Origin of the sequence: Aggregatibacter kilianii (assembly GCF_003130255.1) — a bacterium.
Classification (GTDB): Bacteria; Pseudomonadota; Gammaproteobacteria; order Enterobacterales; family Pasteurellaceae; genus Aggregatibacter; species Aggregatibacter kilianii.
Genome location: NZ_NRCN01000001.1, coordinates 386,679 through 411,816 on the forward strand (window position 1 = coordinate 386,679; position 25,138 = coordinate 411,816).

Sequence of the window (25,138 nt, forward strand, 5' to 3'; positions counted from 1 at the left end):
TCCCCTTAAAAATAATTCAAATTTATCGAATAACCTCTATAATGTAGCCTTTACTACAGATTGAATAACATTAGGAAAATACATGACTGATATGAATACCGTTCTCGCGGAACTAAAGCGCGGTGTAGATGAAATTCTTTCCGAGCAGGATTTAATTGAAAAACTTAAAGAAAATCGTCCATTACGCGTGAAACTCGGCGCCGACCCGACCGCACCGGATATTCATTTAGGTCATACAGTTGTATTAAACAAATTACGTCAGTTCCAACAATTTGGTCATGAAGTGATTTTCTTAATCGGTGACTTCACCGGTATGGTGGGCGATCCGTCCGGCAAAAACACCACCCGTCCACCGCTTAGTCGCGAAGACGTATTACGCAATGCTGAAACCTACAAACAACAAATCTACAAAATTCTGGATCCGCAAAAAACCCGCATCGTATTCAACTCCGACTGGTTGGGTAAATTGGGCACCGAAGGCATGATTCGTTTGGCGAGCAACTACACCGTTGCCCGTATGCTGGAACGTGATGATTTCAAAAAACGCTTTACCAATAATCAACCAATCGCCATTCATGAATTTATTTACCCGCTCTTGCAAGGTCACGACTCCGTTGCGTTGGAAGCCGATGTTGAGTTAGGCGGTACCGACCAAAAATTCAACTTGTTAGTGGGGCGTGAATTACAAAAATCTGCCGGTCAAAAACCGCAAGTAGCCATTACTCTACCGTTATTGGTGGGCTTAGATGGCGAGAAAAAAATGTCCAAATCCCTTGGCAACTATATCGGTGTTACCGAAGCTCCGGGCGAGATGTTCGGCAAAATTATGTCCATCTCCGATGACTTAATGTGGGACTGGTACAACTTACTTTCTTTCCGTCCATTAACTGAAATCGCCCAATTGAAAGAAGATGTGGCGAACGGCAAAAACCCACGTGATGTGAAGATTTTATTAGCCAAAGAAATCATCGCACGTTTCCATGATGAAGCGGCTGCCGATGCTGCCGAACAAGAATTTATCAACCGCTTCCAAAAAGGGGCGATGCCGGATGAGATGCCGGAATTTACTTTTGAAGGCGAAATCGGGCTTGCCAACTTATTAAAAGAAGCCGGCTTGGTTGCTTCCACTTCAGAGGCTAACCGCATGGTGCAGCAAGGCGGCGTAAAAATTGACGGCGAAAAAGTCGAAGACGCCAAACTCGTTATCACCGCCTCCACGGCGGTTTACCAAGTAGGTAAACGCAAGTTCGCCAAGGTAACAGTGAGATAAAACATCACAAAAATCGACCGCACTTATGGCTTCATAAAGTGCGGTTATTTTTAACTGTATTTTTGATGATATGCCTAAAATTGTTCTTATCAGACATGCAACACCATTAGTCGATGGTAGTAAATGCGACTCTACCGTTGCTCAAAACCGTTTGATTAATTATAACCAAACCGAACATTTGGCATTGGATGAATTAAATTCATTTAAACAAAGCTCAGCATATCAAGACATTTTATTAATTGAAAAAGTCTTTGTTTCTCCCCTAATTAGGGCACAAAAAACGGCAGAAGCATTATTCCCGAATAATAAACGAATTACACTGGAAGATTTAAAGGAATTTGATCTAAAAATAATAAATATTCCAAAAATAAAGCTAACGCTTAATTTATGGTTTATTCTTTCTAGGATACTGTGGTTGCTAGGATTAAATAAAACGCAAAATAGCATTCACAAAGAAAAAAAACGCGTTGAAAAATTAATACCAACTTTGCTACAACAAGATTGCTGTATTGTCGGTCATGGTTTTATTCAGCATGAAATAAAAAAATATTTGAGAAAGTATCATTTCGTAAAATCATTTCATGAAAAAAATGGGTGTTTTTGTGTAGAAATTTTTCAAAATCCTACATATCAACAGAATTCAAGTTTATAAGTCTGATAACGGGAGAGCATGATGAATCAAAAAATCTGGGTACTGGGTGATGCCGTGGTGGATCTAATTCCGGACGGAGAAAATCATTATTTGCGTTGTGCGGGCGGTGCGCCGGCAAATGTGGCGGTAGGTATTGCCCGTTTAGGCGGTGAAAGTGCGTTTATTGGTCGTGTAGGCAAAGATCCATTGGGCGAATTTATGCAACAAACCCTGCAACAGGAAAATGTGCAAACGAACCATATGATTCTCGATCCACAGCAACGCACTTCTACCGTCGTGGTCGGTTTAGACAACGGCGAACGAAGCTTTACCTTTATGGTAAACCCAAGTGCGGATCAGTTTTTGCAGGTAGCCGATTTACCGAATTTCCAAGCTAACGAATGGTTGCATTGCTGTTCCATTGCATTAATCAATAACCCTTCCCGCGAAACGACTTTTGAAGCGATTCGTCGTATTAAAGCCGCCGGCGGATTTTTCTCTTTCGATCCCAATTTGCGCGAATCTCTGTGGCCAAGTTTTGAAGACATGAAAGAAACGGTGATGCAGGCGGTGGCATTGGCAGACGTATTGAAATTTTCGGAAGAAGAATTGACGCTACTCACGGATACGCAAACCTTAACTGAAGCATTTGAAAAAATCACCGCACTTTATCAGGAAAAATTGATTATCGTGACCTTGGGCAAACACGGTGCGCTCTATCATTTAGCCGGTAAAAAAGATGTCATTACCGGCAAAGCCTTACAACCGGTTGATACCACAGGTGCAGGCGATGCGTTCGTAGGCGGTCTCCTTTCCGGTCTTTCACAACATTCAAATTGGAAAGAAATATCTGTGCTTGAGCAAATTATCCGCCAAGCCAATGCCAGCGGTGCCTTGGCGACAACGGCAAAAGGGGCAATGTCTGCCCTGCCGAATAAAGCACAGTTAGCAGAATTTTTGGCAAACTAATCCCATTGATTCAATTTGATAGCGCGCGTCTCCTGACGCGTGCTCACTGCCCAAACACGGAGGGAGAAACCTTATGCATATTTTCAACAACGGGAAATACAAAAGCATCCTTGCGGCAGAATCCGGTGAGCTTGCGGAAATTGCTCAAACCGTGCAAAAAGACAAGGATTTTCGACCGCACTTTCATATTGCGCCTCCAACCGGACTGATGAACGATCCTAACGGTCTCATCTTTGATGGCGAGAAATATCACCTTTTTTATCAATGGTTTCCTTTTGATGCCATACACGGTATGAAACATTGGAAGCATTTAATCACTAAAGATTTCCAACATTATCAATCTGCTGACGATCTCATTCCTTGTGAGCTTTTTGAATCTCACGGCTGTTATTCCGGTGGCGCGTTAAAAGTCGGTGATAAATTAGCCATGTTCTACACGGGCAACACCCGTCGCCCAAGTGATAATCAACGTGTGCCTTATCAAAATTTAGCGATCTTCGATCTTGATGGAAAATTGTTAAACAAACGTCCGTTAATTGAAAATGCGCCTGAAGGCTATACGGAACACGTTCGCGACCCGAAACCTTATTTCACCGAAAACGGTAAAATCCGTTTTATCTGCGGTGCACAACGGGAAAATCTCACCGGCACGGCGATTATTTTTGAAATGGACAATCTTGAAGATACGCCGCGTCTGCTGGGTGAGCTTTCCTTGCCGGCGTTTGATAATACCAATGTGTTTATGTGGGAATGCCCTGATTTGTTGAAACTGGGCGATAAAGATGTGTTTATTTGGTCACCTCAAGGCAAAGATCGTGAAGCTCATCAATTCCAAAATAATTACCATGCGACTTATGCTGTGGGGAAATTAACGGATTTAACCTTTAAAGCGGAATATATCGGCGAGTTGGATCAAGGCTTTGATTTCTACGCCCCACAAACCTTCGGCGGTTTGGATAATAAAACCCACGCAGTGCTTTTCGCTTGGATCGGTTTGCCGGATTTAACTTATCCGACAGACAAATTCAAATGGCATTCGGCCTTAACCCTGCCGAGAGAACTACGTTTAGAAGGCACCAAAATCTATCAACGCCCGATTGCAAAAACGTATGAAAATCTGACCGCACTTTCGATGCTTCATCTTGATGGAAAAGCCGAGATTGCGGATTTAGATCGTGCTTATGTAAAATTTGAGGCAAATAACCGGGCCTTTAATTTGACTTTCTTCCAAAACGAAAAAGGACAATCATTGCGCCTTTCTTATGAAAACGGATTGGTTTGCTTAGATCGTAGCCAAAGCGAGCAAACCGAATTAATGGAAAAATTCGATAGCAAACGTTTCTGTGAAATTGACAATCTACAAACGGTGGAAATTTTCTTTGATCGTTCCATTGTGGAAATTTTCTTCAATCATGGTGAAAAAGCCATGACATCCCGATTCTTTATTGCCAATAGAAGCAATATAATCACAACGCATCATCCATTAGATTTAATTCTTGGCTATTTGCCGAATATTCACTTTTGTTAATTAAGGATCTTTATGCAAAAAAATTTTCCCGCTTTTCCCCTAAGGTCAATCTGTAAACACTCGCTTTTTGCGTTAACCGCATTCGCTTTGGTTGCTTGTAGCACAACTGCTCCCGGCGAACCACCTACCAACACGGAACACTGGGCAACGGTAATCAGTGAAAATGAAAATTTGTATCGCATTGACGATAATTTTTATCGTAGCGAACAATTAGATCGCCAGGCGGAACCGCTGTTAGACAAACTAAATATTAAAACAATTGTCAATTTGCGTTTTTTTGATCGTAATAATGACGTACAGGCATTCGGACATAAAAATATCAATTTGATTAATACGCCGCTATTAACGTGGTCAATTAATACACGGGAAGTGGCGGATATTTTATGGCAAATTCGCCAACATCAGAAAGATGGTCCGGTATTAGTGCACTGTTATCACGGCGCCGATCGTACCGGTTTAATCGTGGCAATGTATCGTGTGATTTATCAAAATTGGGACTTAAACGAAGCCAAATGGGAAATGCAACAAGCACCTTATGGCTATCATTCGATTTGGAAAAATATTGATAATTTCTTTACGGAAGAGAATGTTGCCAAGATTAAAGTTCGCTTGAATGAACTTTCATAAGAATTAACACAGAAACAAAAAGTGCGGTGAAATTTCACCGCACTTTTTATTCATACACCACTAATCGCTGTGGACGAATCACGTTATTTTCATCAATCACCGCCACACCAAGAAAGCGATTTTCATGGGAAAATAACCGCACTTGTCCTTGTAGACTATTAGGATTATCGAATTTTATACGTTGACCAAATCCGATACCTTGTGTTTGGCTTTCATCTAAGGTTAACGTCGGCAACTTCGCCACGGCAGTATCTATAGGCAATAACAAAGCATCTAACAAACTCAAATCTTGTGATTCTGCCAAAGCTTGCAACGCATTCCAATCCAACATTTTTTCTGTCGGATAATCCGCCACTGCCGTTCGACGTAACATCGTTACATGGGCGCCACAGCCCAACGCCTCTCCTAAATCATCCACCAAAGTGCGAATGTAAGTGCCTTTAGAACAATGTACCTCAAGGGTTAAATAGGGCGCATTGTATTCGATGAAGCTCAGTTCAAAGATCGTAATAGGACGCGCTTCCCGCTCCACCGTAATACCTTGACGGGCGTATTCATAAAGCGGTTTACCATTGTGTTTCAACGCCGAAAACATCGTCGGCACTTGCAAAATATCCCCACGAAATTGTTCAAGTGCGGTCAAAATTTCAGGCGTTTTGACCTTCACTTCATGGGTTTCGACAATCTGTCCTTCTGCATCGGATGTGTCCGTGCGTTCTCCCAGTTTTGCCGTCACTAAATAACGTTTATCGGCATCCAACAAGAACTGCGAAAACTTGGTGGCTTCGCCCAAACAGATAGGCAACATTCCGGTGGCAAGCGGATCTAACGCGCCGGTATGCCCTGCTTTGTTCGCCTGAAAAATACGTTTCACTTTCTGCATGATGTCATTGGAAGACATACCTTGCGGCTTATCCAACAAAAACACGCCGTGAATATCACGCCCACGTTTACGCGGTTTGGACATTAGTCTTTGTCCTCAACGTGTTTTTTCTCATCTTCGCGCACAACATTTGTCACCAAGTTAGACATGCGCATACCTTCAACCAAAGATTGATCGTAAATAAAACGAATCTCCGGCACGATACGCAGACGCATGGCTTTGCCTAACAGCGTACGAATATAAGGTGCAGCTTTTTCCAAGCCTTTCATGCCCTGCGCAATCGCCTGTTCATCGTGATCAAATAAGAAGGTGACGAAAACTTTTGCATAAGCCAAATCACTGGACACTTCCACGTCAGACACCGTCACCATGCCAATACGCGGATCTTTCACTTCGCGTTGTAAAATCACCGCGATTTCTTTTTGGATTTCTTGTGCGACACGGTCGCTACGTTTGAATTCTCGAGCCATTTTATTTCTCTTTTATTTATCCGTGGGTAAATATACCCGCGGTTAAGCATAATTATTCCCTTTTGGAGAAGTTTGTATGCCGCCCTAAAGGGCAAGCTATATGTAACCTATAGTAACACGTTACCTTAGGCAAAAAGTGCGGTCAAATTTGACCGCACTTTCTTTCAAGATTAAATCGAGCGTTTAATCTCAACCACTTCGAACACCTCAATCTGGTCGCCGACCTTCACATCGTTGTAGTTCTTCACGCCAATACCACATTCCATACCATTACGTACTTCAGATACGTCGTCTTTAAAGCGGCGGAGAGATTCCAACTCGCCTTCGAAGATCACGATGTTGTCGCGTAATACGCGGATTGGGTTGTGACGTTTCACTAGGCCTTCGGTCACCATACACCCTGCGATGGCGCCAAATTTCGGATGACGGAACACATCGCGTACTTCGGCCAAACCGATGATTTCTTGTTTGAATTCAGGTTGCAACATACCGCTCATCGCCGCTTTAATTTCGTTAAGCAATTCGTAAATGATGGAATAGTAACGTAAATCGATATTTTCGGTTTCGATAACGCGGCGGGCGGATCCGTCCGCACGGACGTTAAAGCCAACGATAATCGCGTTAGAAGCGGCGGCCAAGGTGGCGTCGGTTTCAGTAATACCGCCCACACCGGAGCCCACTACTTTCACTTTCACTTCGTTGGTTGAAAGTTCCATTAAAGACTGAACAATGGCTTCTACAGAACCTTGTACGTCTGCTTTCACAATGACATTGAGCTCTGCCACATCGCCTTCCGCCATGTTGCTGAACATATTTTCCAGTTTAGCTTTTTGTTGACGGGCAAGTTTCACATCACGGAATTTACCTTGGCGATATAACGCCACTTCACGTGCTTTTTTCTCATCACGCACTACTGTGGCTTCATCACCTGCAGCCGGTACACCGGAAAGACCTAACACTTCCACCGGAATGGCCGGGCCTGCCGCATCGATATCTTTACCGTTTTCATTGCGCATTGCGCGCACGCGACCATATTCAAAACCACAAAGCAGAATATCACCTTTGTTTAAAGTACCCGATTGAACCAAAATGGTGGCTACCGGGCCGCGGCCTTTATCCAAATAGGACTCGATCACCACACCGGTTGCCATGCCGTTTTTCACAGCGGTGAGTTCAAGCACTTCCGATTGCAATAAGATAGCTTCAAGCAATTCGTCCACACCGGTTCCTTTTTTCGCGGAAACATAGACAAATTGCACATCACCACCGAATTTTTCGGCAATAACATCATATTGCAATAATTCTTGCTCAACACGTTCCGGATTGGCTTCCGGCTTATCAATTTTGTTCACCGCAACGACAATCGGCACGCCCGCCGCTTTAGCATGTTGGATCGCTTCAATAGTTTGTGGCATCACGCCGTCATCCGCTGCAACAACCAACACCACGATGTCCGTCGCTTTTGCACCACGAGCACGCATGGAAGTAAACGCCGCGTGTCCCGGGGTATCCAAGAAGGTGATCATTTTGCCATCATCGGTTTTAACGTGATACGCACCGATATGTTGCGTAATCCCACCTGCTTCGCCGGAAGCGACTTTGGCTTTACGAATATAGTCAAGCAAAGAGGTTTTACCGTGGTCAACGTGACCCATGATGGTTACTACCGGCGCACGGGTGACTAATTCGGCATCCACGTCACGGTCGCTCATCACTGCTTCTTCTAACTCATTTTCTTTGCGTACGATGACTTTGTGCCCCATTTCTTCCGCCACTAATTGTGCGGTTTCTTGGTCAATCACTTGGTTAATGGTCGCCATCGCGCCCATTTTCATCATAGTTTTAATCACTTCGGTCGCCTTCACCGCCATTTTACCGGCAAGCTCGGCAACAGTAATGGTTTCGCCGATAACAACATCACGATTCACTGCTTGAGTCGGTTTAGTGAAAGCTTGTTGCAATGCGCTACCTTTCTTCGCTTGTTTGCCTTTGCCGCCTTTCACATCTTTTTGATTGCGACGGTTAGACTCGCGCTCGTTTTTATTGCTTTCATCATCACGGCCGCTTTTTTTCGCTTTGGCAACTTTATTTTTACCACGACCACGATTTTCGTTACGACGCTCTTCCTCATCTTCCGCCTCAAGCGCATAGCTTGAAGTTAAATTGTAGTCGGAATAATCATCAGCATTACTGAGAGATTCATCATCAGAATGTTCTGCATAACGTTTTGCTTCTTCCGCAGCTTTGCGGGCTTGTTCTTCCGCTTTTTGACGGGCTAACTCTTCCGCTTTACGACGCAATTCCGCTTCTTCAGCCTTACGTTTTTCTTTTTCCGAATCGACAGATTTAACTGCATTATTGACCGCACTTTGCTCTTGTTTCGCTTTTTCAGCGGCTTCTTTTTCTTTCGCAGCCTTCTCTTTTTGTGCTCTTTCTTCCGCAGCTTTTTGCTCGGCTTCTTGTTTTGCCTTTAATTTTGCCGCTTCTTCCGCTTTTAGGGCGGCTTCGGTTGGGATAGTACGTTTTTTACGCACTTCAACCTGAACTTCTTTGCTTTTACCTGAAGCACTGGTACCGCTCACAGTGGTTTTCGTACGCGGCTTTAAACTAAGTTTTTTGGGTGCATTCGTTTTTAATTCTTCAGTCATCTTTTCACTCCCTTATTACTCAGTGAACCAACAAATATTTCTGGCAGCCATAATTAAATCCGCAGCCTGTTCCGCACTGAGTTCTTCAATATCGCTTAAATCATCAACGCCTTGCTCGGCTAATTCTTCCAATGTAGTAATTTGTTTTTCCGCCAATTTAAATGCAATATGGCGATTCATGCCTTCAAGGTTTAATAAACGATCTTCAATTTTCGCTTGTTTTAAGGCTTCTTCTTCTGCTAACGCTTTCGCCGTAATGGCATTTTTCGCACGAGTTTGTAACTCTTCTACCAAATCCTCATCTTCCAAACCGTCGATAGCCGTTAACTCACGAACCGGCACATAAGCCAATTCTTCCAATGTTGAGAAACCTTCATCAATTAATAATTGAGCGAATTCTTCATCAATTTCTAACGCATTAATAAATAAATTTAAAACTTTATTATCTTCTGCTTGATGTTTTTCACTTAATTCTTCCGTGGTCATCACATTTAATGTCCAACCGGTTAATTGCGTTGCCAAACGTACGTTTTGACCGTTACGACCGATAGCTTGCGCTAAATTAGCTTCTTCCACGGCAATGTCCATAGCGTGTTTGTCTTCATCTACCACGATAGAACTCACATCAGCCGGTGCCATAGCGTTAATCACGAATTGTGCCGGATTATCATCCCAAAGCACGATGTCTACTCGTTCACCGCCCAATTCGTTAGTAATCGCCTGCACACGTGCACCACGCATACCGACACACGCACCCACCGGGTCAATGCGTTTATCATTGCTTTTCACGGCAATTTTTGCACGAGAACCCGGATCGCGGGCTGCACTTTTAATTTCGATTAATTCTTCGCCGATTTCAGGCACTTCCAAACGGAACAATTCAATCAGCATTTCAGGTTTGGCACGGGTAACGAATAGTTGGGTGCCTTTGCTTTCCGGACTGACTTTGTATAACACCCCACGAACACGGTCGCCGGGACGGAAGTTTTCACGTGGCAACATATCTTCACGCAACATGACCGCTTCCGCTTTATTACCGTCTTCACCGTTGACATCTAAAATAATGCTGTCACGGTTGCTTTTCTTCACAGTCGCGGTCACGATTTGACCTTCTTTAGCACGGAATTGATCTACGATTTTGCTACGTTCCGCTTCACGAATTTTGGTGCTGATGACCTGACGTGCAGTTTGCATGGCAATACGATCAAAGGCGATCGATTCGATTTGATCTTCGACATAATCACCTAACTGGATATCCGGGTTTTCAAAACGCGCCGCTTCTAAGGTGATTTCTTTGGTTGGGCTCATTACATTTTCCACCACAGCCCAACGACGGAATGTATCAAACTCTCCGGTTTTCGGATTAATCGTTACGCGCACATCAACTTCATATTCGTATTTTTTCTTAGTAGAAAGCGCAATCGCACTTTCTAAAGCTTCAAAAATTTTCTCACGTGGTAATAATTTTTCATTGGATACGGCTTCGGCCGCTAATAGAATCTCTTTACTCATGTCTGCTTTAATCCTTCTCTAAATTTAAAATTTCGGTACGACGTTAGCCTTTTGAATATTTCCAAACGCTAACACTTGTTCTTTTCCATCCACAATCAGCGTTATCATGTCATTTTCAATTTTCGCTAATTGCCCTTGCCATTTACGACGATCCGCCACAGGAATGCGCAAATGCAATAAAATTTCTTGTCCGAGATAGCGCTCAAATTGATTCAAGGTAAATAGCGGACGATCCAACCCCGGTGAAGACACCTCTAAGTTATATTTATCGGCAATCGGATCTTCAACATCCAACACCGCACTTACCTGACGGCTCACATTGGCACAATCTTCTACGGTGACTCCGCCCTCTTTATCAATAAACAAACGCACCGTAAGATAACGACCAACGCGTTGGCATTCAATGCCCCAAAGCTCACAGCCAAGATCTTCTACCGAGCCTTGCAATAATTCTTGTAATTTTTGTTCCAAAGTTGCCAAAACAACCTCCTCAAACAATAGACGTAAAAAAAGGGCGTAAAGCCCAGTTTTCAATAAATATCAAATAATTCACTATCCCTATCTGATATTCAAACAGCAAATTTATCGTATAAAAAAACCCCAAAATTGGGGTTCTTTTTACTGAACTTGTGATTGGTTGCGGGGGCCGGATTTGAACCGACGGCCTTCGGGTTATGAGCCCGACGAGCTACCAAGCTGCTCCACCCCGCGTCCGAAATATGTGGCGCATTATAGACGCTTGCTATCAAAATAGCAAGATTTAATTACGCAAAAGCCTACGAGGAAAAAGGCCATGAAAAATGACTTATAAATCACTGACGTTATTTACTCTCTCCTCTGGTGCCATTAGCTTTGCCTACATTGAAAAACATTTCTTTTTTTGACCGCACTTTTAAAGACTAAACAACCAATCGTCTTTCTTCGGTGTTTGCAAATAAAAACCCCGCTCCCGAATTTGCCGTAGCACATCCAGTTTATCCGCGTTCACTAAGGGCTTATTACCTGCCAAATTGAATAACATTACAAATATCGGCTTACCAAATACCTTGAGTAATGCCTCCGGCACAGCAGCAAATTGATCACGTTTTTCAATGTATAAATACATGCCCGCTTCTTTTGGGCTTTTATAAATGGCACATAGCATAAAATTGTTCCTCAATAAGGTTCAAGTTGCCGATTTTGCAATAATTCATTATCATTAAGCAACTATTTTCATCGGAATTTTGCTTATGGCTCAGGATATTATTGAACTACGCACAGGCCAATTTTCAGCCGTTTTTATCAGCATAAACAGTTCAAGTTTAACCGCGATTAAACGGGCATTGACAAAAAAAACCAAAAACACCCCCTCATTATTTCACAATATTGAGGTGATTTTGCAGTTCAATCCTATGTTGGAAAAAGTCAATCTAATTGCATTGAAAGACTTATTAGCAGAATACAACATTCACCTTATCGGTGTAGCCGATTGGCAAAATAATCTACAAAGAGAACTTATTCTTGCCGCCAATTTACCAATTCTGGGCAAAGTTGATAACGTCTCCGAAATACTTCCCGAACCACGCTATTTACCCACCAAAATTGTGTCGCATAATGTCATCGACAAACAGGTAATTTACGCCAAAAATAGTGATCTGATTATTCATGGTGATGTAGAACATGGTGCTGAAGTGGCTGCTGATGGCAACATTCATATTTACGGCGAATTATTAGGCCGCGCAATGGCAGGCGTAAACAGCAGTTCAGGTTCAATTTACACACAATATTTAGATGCCGAATTTGTGGCAGTAAATAGCCGTTTTTTATACAAAGAAAAAATCCCGACTGAATTTTTATATCGTTCAGTCAGGATTTTTGCGGAAAAGGATAAATTAATTTTTACCCCCTTCTAAAAAGCAGCTTTGTCTGCTTTTTTATTTGCTTTCAGTTTCGCTTTTTACAGCGTCTTTCACTTCTGCAGCTTTCTGAGATACGGCATCAGCAGCTTGACCAACTTTTTCTGCCGCCGCATCTTTCATTTCGCCTGCTTTTTCTGCTGCAGCATCTTTCATTTCACTGACTTTTGTTGCCATAGCATCCATCTTTTGAGATGCGGCCTCTTTTGCGTCTTTAGCAGCTTCAACTGTAGCATCTTTCATTTCGCCGGCTTTTTCTGTTGCCGCATCTTTCATTTCGCCAGCTTTCGTCGCCATAGCATCCATTTTTTGAGATGTAGCCTCTTTTGCGTCTTTAGCAGCTTGAACTGTAGCATCTTTCATTTCGCCAGCTTTCTCTGCTACTGCATCTTTCATTTCACCGGCTTTCGTCGCCATAGCATCCATCTTTTGAGATGCAGCCTCTTTTGCATCTTTAGCAGCTTCAGCTGTAGCATCTTTCACATCTTTTGCAGCGTTTACGACAGCATCTTTAGCATCAGAAACACTTGCTTTCGCCTGTTCGGTTTTCGGAGATGTTTTACCATCGTCACAACCGGTTACACATAAAGTTACGCCTAATACTAATGCGGCTAAAACTGATTTTTTCATCATTGCTCCTAAATTAACCATTAAAAAAATAAACGTCTTACAAATTAATTTAAGTAAGACGTACCTACTATGTAACAAAACTTTAATAAAAGGAAATGATTTTTTTGTTTATTTTTGTAAAGTCCAACGTTTGAATTACGTCAAATTTAACTTAATCTATTAAAATTAAATAAATTTATTTTAGTTTAGAATAGCCACAAAAAACTATTGGGAATTTATACCACACTGTTCATTGATTAAAATTTATTCAAATATTTTATTTCTTTTACCTCAGCCCGCTCATTATCCAGATGAATCTCCACAATGGTCGCTGGATAAAAACTCGCAGGATTTCGACCGCACAATTCTTTCACAATATCGCCCACTAAGGGCAAATGGGAAATAAGCAACACATTTTGCAGCCCGTCTTCCATCAACACGGAAAGATAATTCCCCACAACTCCCGAATCACCATAAGGCGTAATAGCATCCCAAATATCCAGCTTATCGGAAAGTGTTTGATCGTAAACGGAGTTCACCTGAGCGAATGTCTCTAACGCACGGGCATAAGGGCTAACAAGCACTTTATCAAATGAAAGTACGGTAGATTTTAGCCATGTTCCTTGCATTAAGGATTGTTCTTTGCCATTGGCATTGAGATGGCGCTCCTTATCGGAGTTCGCCATCAATTCTGCCTCCCCATGACGCATAACGAATAAGCGCATAACCACGTCAACCTATCCGTTCGCTTTCACCGCATCGGCAATTTCTTCCGCACATTTTTGTGCCAAGACACCGTCTTCACATTCCACCATCACGCGGATTAACGGTTCCGTACCGGATTTACGTAATAAAATACGGCCCTTGCCTGCCAAACGTTTTTCTACATCTGCTGCTACTGTTTTCACGGCATCGCTTTCTAACGGATTATCTCCACCGGCAAAACGCACGTTGATTAACACTTGTGGGAATAACTTCACCGCATCGGCCAATTCATTTAAAGATAAACGATGTTTCGCCATGGCCGTTAAGACTGCTAATGAGGCGATAATACCGTCACCGGTGGTATTACGATCGGCAATGATAATATGACCAGAATTTTCACCGCCTAAGCCCCAACCGCGCTCCTGCATTTGTTCCAACACATAACGGTCGCCCACATTCGCGCGCACAAATGGAATGGCTAATTGTTTTAAGGCTAATTCCAAACTCATATTACTCATTAACGTTCCCACAACACCGCCGTTTAAACGTCCCTCACGTAAGGCTTCGCGAGCGATAATAAATAATACTTGGTCGCCATCAACTTTATTCCCGAGATGATCCACCATAATTAGACGGTCACCATCACCATCGTAAGCCAAGCCTACATCCGCTTTAACTTCCAGTACTTTTGCCTGCAATGCTTTAATATCGGTAGCGCCACATTTTTCATTAATATTCATGCCGTCCGGTTCCGTACCGATTTCGATCACTTCTGCACCTAATTCACGCATGACACTTGGCGCAATCTCATAGGTAGCACCGTTAGCACAATCCACAACGATTTTATAATTTTCCAAACTTAAATGTGCCGGGAAGGTACTTTTACAAAATTCAATATAACGTCCCGCTGCATCTTTAATTCGACTCGCACGCCCCAATTCGGCAGATTCCACACAATCCATTGGTTGTTCCAACATAGCTTCAATTGCTTCCTCTACCTCATCCGGCAATTTGGTACCTTGAGTGGAGAAAAATTTAATACCGTTGTCATAATACGGATTATGTGAGGCAGAAATAACGATTCCCGCTTCAGCGCGGAAAGTGCGGGTTAAATAAGCCACTGCCGGCGTCGGCATCGGTCCGGTAAAAGCGGCCGACAAACCGGCTGCCGCCAACCCTGCCTCAAGGGCGGATTCCAACATATAGCCGGAAATACGGGTATCCTTACCGATTAATACTACGCGGGAACCTTGTGTAGCCAATACTTTACCTGCTGCCCAACCGAGTTTTAACACAAAATCCGGTGTAATCGGATTGGTTCCTACTTTGCCTCGTACCCCATCGGTGCCAAAATACTTACGTTCAGCCATGTTTCATTCCTTCTAAATAAAAATATTTTTATATTGCGTAATACGCAATTATGCATTCACTGTTGCCTGCCAAATTTTCAACGCATCGGCAGTTTCGCCTACATCATGTACGCGCAGGATACAGGCCCCCTTCATTGCAGCAATTAACGCGGCGGAAACACTCCCCACCATACGTTGTTCTACTGTTTTATCCAACACCGCACCAATCATTGATTTACGGGAGATTCCGGCCAAAACAGGATAGCCTTGTTCACAGAAAACGGATAATTGTTGCAATAAACGATAGTTATGTTGAACACTTTTACCGAATCCAAAACCCGGATCCCAAAGCAGGTTCTCTTTTTTGATTCCTGAAGTTAAACATTGTTCCGTTCTCTGTTGCATAAATTTTAAAACATCAGCCACCACGTCATCATAATGCGGATTAAGTTGCATAGTACGCGGTTGCCCTTGCATATGCATAATGCATACCGGCAAGCCTAATTGTACTGCTGTTTGCAATGCGTTCGGCTCCCGCAAGGCACGAATATCATTAATCAAATCCATGCCTGCATTTGCTGCTTCCTGCATTACCCGTGCTTTTGAAGTATCCACCGAAATCCAACAGTCAAACCGTTGACGCACCGCCTCTACCAAGGGAATGACCCGCTCAAGTTCTTGTTCAAGCGTTACTTCCTCCGCCATCGGGCGGGTGGACTCACCGCCAATATCAATGATTGACGCCCCTTGTTGCAACATGGTTTCCACTTGCACCAAGGCTTTATCTAACTGAAAAAATTGACCACTATCAGAAAAGGAGTCGGGGGTAAAATTAAGAATCCCCATAATTTGGGGAGAGGAAAGGTCCAGAGTTTTAGTCTTTGCTGTTAATTTCATAAGATATTTGTTTCGCATCCGCAAGCCAATGAGGCCTAAAAGTGCGGTACATTATAAGCGAATTTTTTTGCACTTACCAAAAAATCCCCTTAGTCCTAGGCATGACGCAATCGCTGATTTGCACGCCAAGCATAAGCGCTATTTAACATTAACAACAGCAATCCGCTCCAAATGAAAAAATAGGTCAAATAGGCGGATTCGTTCACCGGCGTATGCAAAAACCAAATGGCAAATAAAAAAAGCAGGCTCGGTTCAAGATAACTCATCATTGAAAATAAACTTACCGGCAATAATAACGCCGATTTTAAATTCGCGGTTACAGAAACGGCGCTAATCAAGCCCAACAATGGCACCAACAACCAATAGCGCGAATCACTGACAATGATATCCGTCACATTCGGCTGAAACGCCAAATAAATAAAGCAGGGAATCGAAATAAAAATAATATCTAGCGTCAATCCTTGTAACGCAGGCGTTTTCATAGCCCGACGACTTAAATAATAAGGAGGATAACCCAAGCAGACCCATAAACTGGTCCAAGAGAAGGTTTGAGTCGCCCACAGTTCATGAGCAACACCAAGTGCGGCTAAAAATAGCGCCATTTTTTGTAATAAGGTTAAGCGTTCTTTAAACCACAAATAACCGCCGAATGCCATCACTAAGGGAAATAAAAAGTAGCCAACGGCCACATTCACGCCTTCACCATTCACCGGCGCCCACATAAATAACCAAAATTGACTGCCCGCCAAAGCGCTACCCATCAAAAAGATCAACCAACGTTTCCAGCTTGAGCCTAATTCGTTGCGAATAAATGTTTTCAAACCGGCTAAGCCCATTATCGGTAATAAGATGGCCAATATGGCAAATAATGAACCTATCATACGCAAGACAAAAACATCTGTGCCGCTTAAAGGTAGCATCCACGCGCTGAATAAATACATAATGCCAAATAAACTTTGCGACAAAATACACAGCCACACACCTTTGGATATCGGTTGCATAACTATCACTCCACATCAGATTAACGCTATGAGAATTATACTAAAAGCGCCAAATAACCAATTTCAATTAATCGCGAATAATGAGATAATTTCCCAAAATTCACATCATATTTGGTAAAACTTCTCAAACGGTGAAATTATGTACCACTTAGATAAACTCGATCGGGCAATTCTCAATGAATTACAAACCGACGCGACAATTCCGTTAAAAGAACTCGCTGATCGGGTCAACAGTACCATCGCCACCTGCCAACGTCGTATTCAGTTACTTAAACAACATCACGTCATCACCAAACAAGTTGCCATTGTCTCCCCTTCTGCCGTGGGCAAATCCATTAGTGTATTTGTGTTAGTGGAGTTAGATAATCAACAATCTCATTATCAAGATGAATTTGAACGCAAAATGCGCGGAGAAAAGGATGTGATCGCCTGTTATGAAATCTCCGGCGATTATGATTATTTGCTGTTGGTACATACGGAAGATATGACAAGCTACCACCGTTTTATTCATCAAGTGTTAATCGGTGGCGCCCACGTGAAAGGTTACAAAAGTCAGTTTGTGATGAATTTCTTTAAGGCGGAAAGCAAAATTATTCTGTAACGTAAATTACCAGAGGCTCATTTGTTCCGAGGCTTTTTCTTCCGGTAGCGTGACGTGCAAACCGATTAATCGAATGCTTCTTCCCTGCCGACGCGCCCAAATTTGACCAAGCAACTGTTGAAAATTTTCACTTGAAAATTCGACCGCACTTTTCTCCAATGTCGTCACTTGAAAATCTTCAAATTTGAGTTTCACACCAATTTTTCTTAATTGCGCCAAAGGCATTTCCGGGCAAGCACGTTGCACGCGCTTAACCAGTTGCGGATACAGGGTTGTCAACACTTCAACGCCTTCTTCCAACTGATGAATATTACTTAATAACGTGGTTTCCACTCCCACAGACTTGCGCTCACGGTGCGGCTGAATTTCCCGCTCATCAATACCATGACTATACTGCCAAATGCGTTGCCCCATTTTGCCGAATAAATTTAGCAACAGGTGACGCTCCGTTTTCTGTACATCGGCACAGCACACCAATCCCATTTGTAGTAATTTTTCCGACGTCACTTTGCCAACACCGGGAATTTTCTTTAAGGGCAAATTAGCGACAAAATCGCTCACCTCTTTTGGCTCAATCACAAATTGTCCGTTAGGTTTATTTTGATCAGACGCGATTTTGGCGAGGAATTTTAACGGCGCGATGCCGGCAGAAGCGGTAAGATGAAGTTCATTGAAAATCGCCTGACGAATTTCTTGCGCAATCCATGTGGCGGAACCTGCGCATTTATCACAATCGGTCACGTCTAAATAAGCCTCATCAAGCGAAAGCGGCTCAATAATAGAAGTATAACGTTGAAATATTTCATGAATTTGTTGGGAAACCGCACGATACAACGGCATATTAACCGGCAACAACACTAAATTAGGGCACAGTTTTAAGGCTTGCGCGGTTGACATCGCACTATGTAATCCAAATTTACGCGCAATGTAGCTACAGGTGGTTAAGACGCCCCGCTGTTCGGCACGCCCACCGACCGCAACAGGTTTATCGGCCAACGCGGGGTTTTCACGAATTTCAATGGATGCATAAAAACAATCCATGTCGATGTGAATAATTTTTCTGGGTTTAGTATTTAAGGTATCAGACATAAAAAAGTGCGGTCAAAATTTCATGTATTTTTTTAACCGCACTTTAACACAAAAATCTGTATAAAAAAACAGTATTTAATTAGCTACATTAATTTGTTGTCCATCCGCAAAAGTCACATTACGAGCCACAGAATACACCTGAATTGGCTCCTGCAAATGCGTAAATAACGTGCGATATTGCTCCGGAATTTGATTAAACGGAATACGTAAATTCACAGTAATCTTTGCTTTAGGCGCCATAGGTTGCGCAAAATTTAGCGGCACATCTTGTGAATAAATCATTTGTTGATCGTATAAATAGGCCGCAATCCAATACAAGGATTTAATGGATTTATTACTTTTATTTTCAACGGAATATTTCACTAAAACATAAGCCTGATTGTCTTCATCCACCACTATATCACGCTCCTCAAAATGAATATCAACACTCTTTTTAAATTGGGACAAGGCAGCCTCTTGGGTGTTTTTCGTTTTTGTCGATTGTTGTACAGGCTGTGTCGGTTTAGCTTTAGGCTCAGCTGCATTTGCCGAACTTAGCACAAGAAAAGAAGACAATACCAGTGAGGTAAATAAATTAAAATATTTCATTGTGATACCTTTACAATAATGAATTTGTGGCAGAATTCTACTCGATCTCCCCCGGGGAAGAAACGGAATTTTCATTAACTTACATAAAACAAAAAAGGATAGACATTAAAATCTATCCTTTGCTCTATTAATAGCTAATTTTTAGCTGTTCACTTGTTTTTGCTCATCAGCCATACAAGCCGCTGCGGTAAATAATACGTCGGTTGAAGAGTTAAGTGCAGTCTCTGTGGAGTCTTGCAAAATACCGATAATAAAGCCGACCCCGATCATTTGTGCCGCCACATCATCGGAAATGTTGAACAGGCTACAAGCCAATGGAATTAGCAATAAGGAGCCACCGGCCACACCGGATGCACCACAGGCACACAGGCTTGCCACTACGCTTAATAAGATAGCTCTACCAAAGGAAACCTCAATACCCAATGTATGTACTGCAGCCAAGGTCAGGATGGTAATAGTAATTGCCGCACCGGCCATGTTGATACTGGCGCCTAGTGGAATAGATACAGAATAGGTTTCTTCATCCAATCCAAGACGCTTCGCCAAGTTAATATTCACCGGGATATTTGCTGCTGAGCTACGGGTAAAGAAGGCGGTTACGCCACTTTCACGCAAGCAAGTCCAAACTAATGGGAACGGATTACGGCGGATTTTCCAATACACTAAAAGCGGGTTAACCACAAATGCCACAAATGCCATAGAACCGATTAAGACAGCTAATAATTCGGCATAACCGCGCAATGCCACTAACCCTTTATCCGCTAAGGTTTCAGACACTAAACCAAATACGCCGATTGGTGCAAAAGAAATAATCACATAAACGATTTTAGATACGGCTTCGGAAAAATCGGAAATGACAATTTTTGTATTTTCAGAAGCATGGCGAAGCGCTAAACCTAAACCGATAGACCAAGTTAATACGCCGATAAAGTTTGCTTTAAATAGCGCATTAAGTGGATTGTCCACCATATTAAAAATAAGATCCAACAAGACATTACCTACACCTTTTGGCGCGGAAGTAATATCTTCCTTAACGGATAGCGCAACTTCGATTGGGAACAAGAAGGAGGCGATAACCGCAACAACGGCGGCTAAAAAAGTGCCGAGTAGATATAAAACAAGGATTGGCTTCATGCTGGTTTTGGTGCCAATTTTTTTATTGGCAATGGCTGCCATTACCAAAACAAAAATAAGCAACGGCGCTACCGCACGCAGTGAACGCACAAAAATTTGGCCCAACACACCGACTTTTTCCGCCAAGTTAAAATCTAAGACGGTTTGTAACATGGGGCTGACTTGCGCCACGATAATACCGAGCACCAAACCAATAGCAATGCGTTTAACCAAATTACCTTGGAAAAACAAAGAAATTAAACGAGAAGTATTCATAATGGGTTTAATCATGTTGTGCAAATAAACTTGCTGTTGATATTCGAATCAAAATTGATCCACCTAAGGGGAAGTAAAGATAGCTTAAAATTTAGATAAAGAAAATATGAACTATGGAATTTTTTTAACTTTATAAAAGATTATGGGGTTTTATTTAGCTGTCATTTAAAAAAACATCCACTTTATTCTATTTAACCAACGCCATGATGCCGTCATCATGAAAGCCTTAAAAAATTTTTGTTTTTACTTGTTGACTTACTGGATATAACAACAGTATATTATTACTGTATAAAAATACAGTTAATTTAAGGAAATCAATATGAGCTACCAAAACCAAATTATCCCCCAACATCATCAAGCTTTTTCTTATCAGCCTATGCCTTTCTTTGAAGACATGAAAAAGGAAAAAACCAATTTTAAGAAAAAACTTGATCTTAATTTGTATTGCATCAGACGCCCGCAACAAACCTGTTTTATCCGAGTCACTAATCCGAATATGTTGGCTTGGGGCATTGAAGAAGGTGATATGCTGGTTGTGGAAGACAGTAACGAATTATTTGTGGAAGAGTTAGTTGTGCTAGAAATCAATAACGAATTCCATGTGTATGAGTTTATTGCCCACACCAATGGCGAATTTGTATTCTTATCCTTAGATTCCCAAACACAAAATATTAAAACCGATAACTGGCGCAATTTGCCAATTATCGGCACAGTAACAAATGTGATTCATCAATTACATCGTAAAAACACAATGCGTTTCGCCGCATAAATATTCTCAAATAGCCTATTGATTGTACAAAAAAGTGCGGTTAGAAATATAAAAATTTCTGACCGCACTTTTTGTTTTCTAAAAAAACTTATCTTAAAGAACGCGACGGGATTGGGTGTAAGTTCTTGCCCAGTAATTATCACTCAAAGATTCAATAATTACACCACGACTTGTGCTGGAATGCATAAATTTGTCATCACCGATATAAACGCCTACATGATGGTTTTTGCGGAAGAAGACCAAATCACCCACTTTTAATTCGTGTTTCTTGATTTCCTTGCCAACATAACGTTGTTCGGAAGTAGAGCGTGGCAATGTAACCCCAAAAGCATCTAAGAATGTGGTTTGCATAAATCCGGAACAATCAATTCCTTTTTTCGTTAAACCGCCGAAACGATAACGAGTGCCGGCCCACTCCTGATAAACTTTAGAAAGGCGTTTATCCATAATGGCTGAATATTGATGAGGCTTGTTAGTTTTTAACTGTGCGGCAATTAATTGGTTAAGCTGGTGTTCATCTTGAGCTTGTTGGGAAGCAATGTTATTTGAACATGCCGTCAAGACAAAAAAAGGCGCGATAATCAATAATTTTCTGAACATAAATTTAAATTGTTATTTTAAATAAGGTTTTTAAGTCACATAATTGTGCCAAATACTATCGTAAATTTATGTAAAAATCTAGCTAAAATTGCTTTTAATTTGAAGAAAAATAGACTTTTTTTCGTACATATAGTGCATAAAGGAAAATTTATGCACTATATATTGTTGTTGCACGAACAAATTAATTTGCCGTATCCAATTCCGGGAAGGATTTCACCAAATCATCAATGGCTTTCATTTGTCCGACAAAATCCTCCAATTTATCCAACGGTAACGCCGATGGGCCATCACATTTGGCATGATTCGGATCCGGATGAGCTTCTAAAAAGAGACCGGCCAACCCCACGGCAATGCCAGAGCGTGCCAACTCGGTCACTTGCGCACGACGGCCACCGGAAGCCGCACCAAATGGGTCACGACATTGCAATGAATGGGTGACATCAAAAATCACAGGGCAACCTTTAGACACATTTTTCATTACGCTAAAACCTAGTATATCTACCACTAAGTTATCGTAACCAAAATTGCTGCCACGCTCACATAAAATCACTTTATCGTTACCGCATTCCGCAATTTTTTCTACAATATTGCCCATTTGTCCCGGGCTTAAAAATTGTGGTTTTTTCACATTAATTACAGCACCGGTACGCGCCATCGCTTCCACTAAATCGGTTTGGCGAGCCAAAAATGCCGGCAATTGGATAATATCCACCACCTCAGCTACCGGTTGGCATTGATAAATTTCATGCACATCGGTAATGACTTTTACACCGAAAGTTTGTTTTAACTCGGCAAAAATCTTCAAACCCTGCTCCATGCCCGGGCCACGGTAAGAATGAATGGAAGAACGATTCGCCTTATCAAAAGAAGCCTTAAACACATAAGGCACGCCCAATTTTTGCGTCACTTCCACATATGCTTCGCACACTCGCATGGCCATATCACGGCTTTCCAATACATTCATACCGCCAAACAATACAAATGGCTTATCATTGGCAATTTGAATATCGCCTAATTGAATTAATTTATTTTGCATAAGTTTTCCTTATTTATCTGAAATGTTTGCCCAACGCCCTAGCGTAACACGCTCATTATTTCCATAATCTCGGCATGTGTCGACATTTTGCCATAAATTCATCTGAAAAATCGACCGCACTTTTTCGCCTTGTTGCCATCCATGCTCCAATAACAAATAGCCATTTTCCGTTAAATATTGCGGCGCCTGTTCAATAATATGCCGTAAATCTGCATAACCGCTTTCCTCTGCCACCAAAGCAGACAAGGGTTCAAAACGCACATCGCCTCGCTGTAAATGTTCATCGTTACTATCAATGTAAGGCGGATTGCTCACGATTAAGTCAAATTTTCCCGTAACATTATCAAACCAATGACTTTGCACAAAATGGACGTTTAATTGATTTTTTTCCGCATTTGTTCTTGCCAACTCAACTATTTCAGGCAAGAAATCCACGCCGATAATATCAAGTTGAATGCGTTGTTTTTGTGTCACGGATTTTAATTCCGATGCCAACGCCAACGCGATCGCACCGGTTCCCGTACCAAGATCTAAAATGCGAAAACAGGGTGAATGTTGATCGCACTTTTGTAGCTTTTCAATAGCAATCTCCACCGCCTTTTCCACCAAAATCTCCGTATCCGGGCGCGGGATTAACGTTTTTTCCGACACTGCCAACGGCAACGACCAAAATTCTTTTTCACCAAGAAGATAAGCAATAGGTTCGCCTTTCAAACGACGGGATAAAAGTGCGGTCAGTTTTTCCAACGTTTTTTTCTCTAACGCCGTTTCGCCAAAGGCTAAAATAAAGGCGCGAGATTTTTGTGTAACGGATTGTAATAATGCCAAGGCATCAATTCTGCCGTTTTCGGAGGAATTTGCCTGATTTAAGGTTTGCGTGGCTTGTTGTAGCCATTGTTGATAGTTCATTTTTGTCAATAAAAATGAACGAGCCGTTAAGCTCGTTCGAATAGTTAATTCTGTTCAGACAGCGTGGCCAATTGATCGGCCTGATACTCGGTGATAATCGGCTGAATGAGTTCATCAATTTTGCCGTTCATGACTTCATCCAAGCGATAAATTGTGAGGTTAATGCGATGATCGGTTACGCGGCCTTGCGGGTAATTGTAAGTGCGGATTTTGTCGGAACGGTCACCCGAACCTAATAAATTGCGGCGGGTATCTGCCTGCTCTTGCGCCAATTTTTCCTGTTCTTGCTGAACCAAGCGGGAAGCTAACACGGACAACGCTTTGGCTTTGTTTTTATGTTGCGAACGTTCATCCTGACATTCCACCACCATACCGGTAGGAATATGGGTAATACGCACGGCAGAGTCGGTTTTATTGATGTGCTGTCCACCTGCACCGGATGCCCGATAAGTATCAATACGCAAATCTGACGGATTAATTTCCGGCATTTCGGATTCCGGTAACTCAGGCATCACCGCAACGGTACAAGCAGAAGTATGAATACGCCCCTGTGATTCGGTTTTCGGCACACGTTGAACACGATGACCGCCTGATTCAAATTTTAATTGCCCATATACGCCATCACCGCTAACAAGCGCAATAATTTCTTTAAATCCACCCTGTTCACTTTCATTTTCACTGAGCACTTCCACGCGCCAACGTTTGAGTTCGGCATAACGGCTATACATACGGAAAAGATCACCGGCAAAAATGCCTGCTTCATCACCGCCTGTTCCTGCACGGATTTCTAAATAGCAGTTATATTCATCATTTGGATCTTTCGGTAATAATAAAATCTGTAATTGCTGTTCAACCTCTGTAAGTTCGGCTTCGGATTCTTCAATTTCCATTTGTGCCATCTCTTTCATTTCAGGGTCATTCAGCAACATTTTTGCTTCTTCAAGGTTAGAATTAAGTTGATTCCAACGACTAAAACATTTCACAACATCTTCAAGTTGTGAATATTCTTTGGAATAGGCTCTAAATTTATCTTGATCGCTAATCACAGAAGCATCGCCCAATAACGCTTCTAACTCTTCATAACGCTCTTTTAAGCTCTCTAATTTGGTAATAATAGATGGTTTCATTGCTTAACCTTGAAAAGAAATTGAAAAAAGAAAATT

General features: G+C 42.1%; 26 protein-coding genes and 1 tRNA gene. 8 read left to right on the top strand and 19 right to left on the bottom strand.

The features are described from left to right. Window positions 1–82 precede the first annotated feature (82 nt). The 5 genes from tyrS to DK428_RS01615 all read left to right on the top strand — a co-directional run bounded on the left by tyrS (window position 83) and on the right by DK428_RS01615 (window position 5,025). Window positions 83–1,270 carry a tyrosine--tRNA ligase gene (gene tyrS, locus DK428_RS01595; RefSeq protein ID WP_109063752.1) on the top strand — a complete coding sequence of 396 codons (1,188 nt, stop codon included), beginning with the start codon at window positions 83–85 and terminating at the stop codon, window positions 1,268–1,270. A 70-nt stretch (window positions 1,271–1,340) separates the two neighbouring features. Then, a complete protein-coding gene (locus DK428_RS01600; RefSeq protein WP_109090093.1) occupies window positions 1,341–1,922 on the top strand; it encodes a histidine phosphatase family protein in 582 nt (193 codons plus the stop codon). 21 nt (window positions 1,923–1,943) lie between these two features. After that, window positions 1,944–2,870 carry an aminoimidazole riboside kinase gene (locus DK428_RS01605; RefSeq protein WP_109063753.1) on the top strand — a complete coding sequence of 309 codons (927 nt, stop codon included), beginning with the start codon at window positions 1,944–1,946 and terminating at the stop codon, window positions 2,868–2,870. Window positions 2,871–2,943: 73 nt separating this feature from the next. Next, complete coding sequence (locus DK428_RS01610) at window positions 2,944–4,398, top strand: glycoside hydrolase family 32 protein (protein WP_109063754.1); 1,455 nt, start codon at window positions 2,944–2,946, stop codon at window positions 4,396–4,398. Between the two features lie 12 nt (window positions 4,399–4,410). Beyond that, window positions 4,411–5,025, top strand: coding sequence for a fused DSP-PTPase phosphatase/NAD kinase-like protein (locus DK428_RS01615; RefSeq protein ID WP_109063755.1), 615 nt, complete (start codon window positions 4,411–4,413; stop codon window positions 5,023–5,025). 46 nt (window positions 5,026–5,071) lie between these two features. Here the strand turns inward: DK428_RS01615 and truB are convergent, their stop codons facing one another. The 7 genes from truB to DK428_RS01650 all read right to left on the bottom strand — a co-directional run bounded on the left by truB (window position 5,072) and on the right by DK428_RS01650 (window position 11,682). Continuing rightward, entirely contained in the window at window positions 5,072–5,992 is a 921-nt protein-coding gene (gene truB, locus DK428_RS01620; protein ID WP_109063756.1) for a tRNA pseudouridine(55) synthase TruB, read from the bottom strand. Continuing rightward, the gene (rbfA, locus tag DK428_RS01625) at window positions 5,992–6,378 is read right to left on the bottom strand and encodes a 30S ribosome-binding factor RbfA (protein WP_005700694.1); all 387 of its coding nucleotides are present in this window, start codon (window positions 6,376–6,378) and stop codon (window positions 5,992–5,994) included. Before rbfA ends, truB begins: the two co-directional genes overlap by 1 nt. Window positions 6,379–6,548: 170 nt before the next feature. Continuing rightward, the gene (gene infB / locus DK428_RS01630) at window positions 6,549–9,026 is read right to left on the bottom strand and encodes a translation initiation factor IF-2 (protein WP_109063757.1); all 2,478 of its coding nucleotides are present in this window, start codon (window positions 9,024–9,026) and stop codon (window positions 6,549–6,551) included. Window positions 9,027–9,041: 15 nt separating this feature from the next. Further along, a complete protein-coding gene (gene nusA, locus DK428_RS01635; protein WP_109063758.1) occupies window positions 9,042–10,538 on the bottom strand; it encodes a transcription termination factor NusA in 1,497 nt (498 codons plus the stop codon). A 24-nt stretch (window positions 10,539–10,562) separates the two neighbouring features. Then, on the bottom strand, window positions 10,563–11,018 hold the full coding sequence (rimP, locus tag DK428_RS01640) for a ribosome maturation factor RimP (RefSeq protein ID WP_109063759.1): 456 nt from the start codon (window positions 11,016–11,018) through the stop codon (window positions 10,563–10,565). Window positions 11,019–11,172: 154 nt separating this feature from the next. Then, a tRNA-Met gene (locus DK428_RS01645) sits at window positions 11,173–11,249 on the bottom strand. A 181-nt stretch (window positions 11,250–11,430) separates the two neighbouring features. Continuing rightward, entirely contained in the window at window positions 11,431–11,682 is a 252-nt protein-coding gene (locus DK428_RS01650) for a YcgL domain-containing protein (protein ID WP_109063760.1), read from the bottom strand. 85 nt (window positions 11,683–11,767) lie between these two features. Between DK428_RS01650 and minC the strand changes: the two genes are divergently transcribed. Next, window positions 11,768–12,430, top strand: coding sequence for a septum site-determining protein MinC (minC, locus tag DK428_RS01655; protein WP_109063761.1), 663 nt, complete (start codon window positions 11,768–11,770; stop codon window positions 12,428–12,430). A gap of 21 nt (window positions 12,431–12,451) precedes the next feature. Here the strand turns inward: minC and DK428_RS01660 are convergent, their stop codons facing one another. The 5 genes from DK428_RS01660 to rarD all read right to left on the bottom strand — a co-directional run bounded on the left by DK428_RS01660 (window position 12,452) and on the right by rarD (window position 16,994). Further along, a complete protein-coding gene (locus tag DK428_RS01660) occupies window positions 12,452–13,063 on the bottom strand; it encodes a hypothetical protein (RefSeq protein WP_109082627.1) in 612 nt (203 codons plus the stop codon). 236 nt (window positions 13,064–13,299) lie between these two features. Beyond that, window positions 13,300–13,767, bottom strand: a complete 468-nt coding sequence (gene sixA, locus DK428_RS01665; RefSeq protein WP_109063763.1) for a phosphohistidine phosphatase SixA — start codon at window positions 13,765–13,767, stop codon at window positions 13,300–13,302. Between the two features lie 12 nt (window positions 13,768–13,779). Continuing rightward, entirely contained in the window at window positions 13,780–15,117 is a 1,338-nt protein-coding gene (gene glmM / locus DK428_RS01670; RefSeq protein WP_109063764.1) for a phosphoglucosamine mutase, read from the bottom strand. Window positions 15,118–15,165: 48 nt separating this feature from the next. Then, window positions 15,166–15,993 carry a dihydropteroate synthase gene (gene folP / locus DK428_RS01675; RefSeq protein WP_109063765.1) on the bottom strand — a complete coding sequence of 276 codons (828 nt, stop codon included), beginning with the start codon at window positions 15,991–15,993 and terminating at the stop codon, window positions 15,166–15,168. A gap of 95 nt (window positions 15,994–16,088) precedes the next feature. Then, window positions 16,089–16,994 (bottom strand): EamA family transporter RarD, encoded by a 906-nt coding sequence (gene rarD, locus DK428_RS01680; RefSeq protein ID WP_050693819.1) that lies wholly within the window; start codon window positions 16,992–16,994, stop codon window positions 16,089–16,091. A gap of 139 nt (window positions 16,995–17,133) precedes the next feature. On the opposite strand from rarD, the gene DK428_RS01685 reads away from it, so the two are divergent. Next, entirely contained in the window at window positions 17,134–17,595 is a 462-nt protein-coding gene (locus DK428_RS01685; protein ID WP_109063766.1) for an Lrp/AsnC family transcriptional regulator, read from the top strand. A gap of 6 nt (window positions 17,596–17,601) precedes the next feature. Here the strand turns inward: DK428_RS01685 and dinB are convergent, their stop codons facing one another. From dinB to sstT, 3 genes are all read right to left on the bottom strand, one after another. Next, entirely contained in the window at window positions 17,602–18,684 is a 1,083-nt protein-coding gene (gene dinB / locus DK428_RS01690; RefSeq protein WP_109063767.1) for a DNA polymerase IV, read from the bottom strand. 75 nt (window positions 18,685–18,759) lie between these two features. After that, entirely contained in the window at window positions 18,760–19,272 is a 513-nt protein-coding gene (locus DK428_RS01695) for a hypothetical protein (protein ID WP_109063768.1), read from the bottom strand. A 141-nt stretch (window positions 19,273–19,413) separates the two neighbouring features. After that, window positions 19,414–20,661 carry a serine/threonine transporter SstT gene (gene sstT, locus DK428_RS01700; RefSeq protein ID WP_109063923.1) on the bottom strand — a complete coding sequence of 416 codons (1,248 nt, stop codon included), beginning with the start codon at window positions 20,659–20,661 and terminating at the stop codon, window positions 19,414–19,416. A 319-nt stretch (window positions 20,662–20,980) separates the two neighbouring features. Here sstT and DK428_RS01705 point away from each other — a divergent pair, with 319 nt between their 5' ends. Continuing rightward, entirely contained in the window at window positions 20,981–21,430 is a 450-nt protein-coding gene (locus DK428_RS01705; protein WP_109063769.1) for a LexA family protein, read from the top strand. Window positions 21,431–21,523: 93 nt separating this feature from the next. On the opposite strand, the gene DK428_RS01710 is transcribed toward DK428_RS01705, so the two are convergent. The 4 genes from DK428_RS01710 to prfA all read right to left on the bottom strand — a co-directional run bounded on the left by DK428_RS01710 (window position 21,524) and on the right by prfA (window position 25,102). After that, the gene (locus DK428_RS01710; protein ID WP_109063770.1) at window positions 21,524–22,030 is read right to left on the bottom strand and encodes an NlpC/P60 family protein; all 507 of its coding nucleotides are present in this window, start codon (window positions 22,028–22,030) and stop codon (window positions 21,524–21,526) included. 181 nt (window positions 22,031–22,211) lie between these two features. Next, window positions 22,212–23,066, bottom strand: coding sequence for a 3-deoxy-8-phosphooctulonate synthase (gene kdsA, locus DK428_RS01715; RefSeq protein ID WP_109063771.1), 855 nt, complete (start codon window positions 23,064–23,066; stop codon window positions 22,212–22,214). 9 nt (window positions 23,067–23,075) lie between these two features. Further along, window positions 23,076–23,975, bottom strand: a complete 900-nt coding sequence (gene prmC, locus DK428_RS01720) for a peptide chain release factor N(5)-glutamine methyltransferase (RefSeq protein WP_109063772.1) — start codon at window positions 23,973–23,975, stop codon at window positions 23,076–23,078. Between the two features lie 44 nt (window positions 23,976–24,019). Beyond that, window positions 24,020–25,102: a peptide chain release factor 1 gene (gene prfA, locus DK428_RS01725; RefSeq protein ID WP_109063773.1), complete on the bottom strand. Its 1,083-nt coding sequence runs from the start codon at window positions 25,100–25,102 to the stop codon at window positions 24,020–24,022. Between the last annotated feature and the right edge of the window lie 36 nt (window positions 25,103–25,138).